The sequence below is a fragment of the Citreicoccus inhibens genome, assembly GCF_019039035.1.
In the GTDB taxonomy this organism is placed as follows: domain Bacteria; phylum Myxococcota; class Myxococcia; order Myxococcales; family Myxococcaceae; genus Citreicoccus; species Citreicoccus inhibens.
Map to the genome: position 1 here is coordinate 1 of NZ_JAHNZT010000099.1, position 2,414 is coordinate 2,414.

The following is a 2,414-nucleotide window of genomic DNA, read 5'->3' on the forward strand; positions in this document are numbered from 1 at the left end:
CGTACCCGTCCGGATCTAGGCGTCGAGGAGTTGAGTGAGTCGGGACACCTCCATGCGTTCAAGGGGCGCGATGGAGGAGCGAATGACGAGACGAATTGGAGCCGCCGAGTGGCGGCGACTGGTGTTGGAGCTGGAAGAGAGCGGGCAGACGCACAAGGAGTTCGCCGCGGCGAAGGCCGTCCCGGTGAGCACGCTCCAGTTCTGGTTGTACAAGCTGCGCAGAGAGGCCATGCGAGCAAGCGCTCCTCCCGTGCTGCTTCCAGTGGAGGTAGTAGACTCGACCGCGCTTTCAGCGCGGCGGGGAGGGGCCTCTGCATGCGGCCCACCGGCATTGCTGGAAGCCGCGCACCCCTCGGGAGTCGTGTTGCGCTTCCCAGTGGGGACGGACGTGGCGTACCTGCGTGCCGTCCTGGCGGGGTTAGGTTGACGTGCTCCTTCTGCCTCGCGCCGTCCGTATCCACCTGGCCGCTGCGCCGGTGGACATGCGCAAGTCCATCGACGGTCTCTTCGTCCATGTGCAACGCGTCCTGGTGGCCGACGCGTACTCCGGCCACCTCTTCGTCTTCGTCAGCAAACGGAGGGACAAGGTGAAGGTGCTGGCGTGGGACGGCGGAGGATTCCTGCTTCTGTACAAGCGACTGGAGGCGGGCCGCTTCCGCATGCCCGTCGTCGCGGACGACGCCACGTCGGTGCAGTTGGACTCCACCCAATTGGCGATGCTGCTCGACGGCATCGACGTCTCGCGGGTACGTCGGCCGGTCCAATGGCAGCCACCCGGGCAGCCAGCCGAGTCCCAGGGCACCTCATCTCGGCGGTGAGTACCTGGGTGGCATGGCTCGTGAGCTGCCCATGGACCACCACTGCCCGTGGCGCGAGGAGGCCGAAGAGCTTCGCGAGCGGTTGACGGCGCTCGAGCAGCAGGTCGCGACGCTCACCCGCACCGTCTTTGGCAAGAAGTCGGAGAAGCTACCTCCGCCCGCCGAGGAACTTCGCAAGGAGGCTCCTCGCGACGAGAAGGCCAAGGCGGAGGCCGCGCTCCTGAAGCGCCGCGAGCGTGCTGGCGTGAAGAAGGAGCTGCCGTCGCGCACCGTCTTCCACCCAGTTCCCCGAGAGCGCCAGCGGTGCCCCCGCTGCAACGGGACAGACTTCCACCCGATGGGGCCGGGCCGGCCGAGCGTCCTGTATGAGTACATCCCTGGCCGCTTCGAGAAGCAGGTGCACGTACGAGAAACCCTCGTCTGCGCGTGTGGCGAGAGTGTCGTGACTGCCCTGGGGCCACCCCGTGTCGCCGAGAAGACGGGCTACGGCTCCGGCTTCATCGCCCACCTCGTCACTTCGAAATGCGCCGACTCCCTGCCTCTGCACCGACTGGAGAAGGCACTCGCGCGTGAGGGACTCCCGGTGGCGCGCAGCACCATGACGGACCTCTTCCACCGTGCGGCCACGGAGCTCGCGCCTGTCTCCGACTGCCTGCTCAAGAAGGTGGCCATGCAGCAGGTGGTGCAGGCGGACGAAACGCCCCTGAAAGTGCAGGCCCCGGAGAAGACGAGGACGGGCTACCTGTGGACGTTCCTCTCGGAGGAGGAGTCCTCGCACGACTCGCTCGTCGCCTACTGCTTCAGCCCCACCCGCGCTGGCACCACGCCCATGGAGGTCCTCGGGAGCACTCGTGGCGCGCTCGTGGTGGACGCGTACACCGGCTACAACCGGGTGACGACGCCAGAGGGCCGCACGCGCGTCGGGTGCTGGGCCCATGTGCGCCGCCGCTTCTTCGAGGCGTGCCCTCACCCTTCCGCGCAAGAGATGCTGAAACTCATCCTCCAGCTCTACCGGGTGGAGGCCGCGGTGAAGGAGGCGGGGCTGGCCAGGACTTCCGCTCACCTGGCCATGCGCAAGGAGCAGTCTTCCTCGGCGCTGGCCGCAATCCGCTCCTGGCTCGAGGAGAACAAGCCTCTGCATCCACCTCGCGGCCCGCTGGGTACGGCAATCACCTACGCAATTGGCCAGTGGGACGCGCTCACCCGCTTTGTCGATGACGTGCGGCTTCCCTTGGACAACAACGCCTCGGAGCGAGCCCTGCGTGTCGCAGCCTTGGGGCGGAAGAACTTTCTGTTTGTCGGACATGACCATGCGGGCCACAACCTCGCGGGGCTCTACTCGCTGGTCGCCACCTGCTCGGCGAACGGCATCAATCCGCGCGAGTACCTCTCCGACGTCTTGCTTCGCGTGCAGTACCACCCGGCAAGCCGTCTGGATGAACTCCTACCAGGTCCCTGGAGTCGTCGCCTCGTCACGAACACCTCCTGACGCACACGGCGAACCTCCATCCCATCCGAGAGCGTCACCACGACACTGCCCCTGGCTCCGGGCGGGACTCATCCCTCGTCAGGACAGCCAAACCCGGACGGGTACGG

The 2,414-nt window shown here is 66.8% G+C and carries 3 protein-coding genes; all 3 read left to right on the forward strand.

Annotated features, from left to right (window positions below; genetic code table 11):
• The first annotated feature begins 82 nt into the window (after nt 1–82).
• Genes tnpA through tnpC form a run of 3 tightly spaced genes read left to right on the forward strand, consistent with a single transcriptional unit; the run spans nt 83 to nt 2,307 of the window.
• A complete protein-coding gene (gene tnpA / locus KRR26_RS36320; protein WP_217082177.1) occupies nt 83–427 on the forward strand; it encodes an IS66 family insertion sequence element accessory protein TnpA in 345 nt (114 codons plus the stop codon).
• A gap of 1 nt (nt 428) precedes the next feature.
• Nucleotides 429–818, forward strand: a complete 390-nt coding sequence (gene tnpB, locus KRR26_RS36325) for an IS66 family insertion sequence element accessory protein TnpB (protein WP_217082178.1) — start codon at nt 429–431, stop codon at nt 816–818.
• A 31-nt stretch (nt 819–849) separates the two neighbouring features.
• Nucleotides 850–2,307: an IS66 family transposase gene (gene tnpC / locus KRR26_RS36330; RefSeq protein ID WP_217082179.1), complete on the forward strand. Its 1,458-nt coding sequence runs from the start codon at nt 850–852 to the stop codon at nt 2,305–2,307.
• Nucleotides 2,308–2,414: the final 107 nt, after the last annotated feature.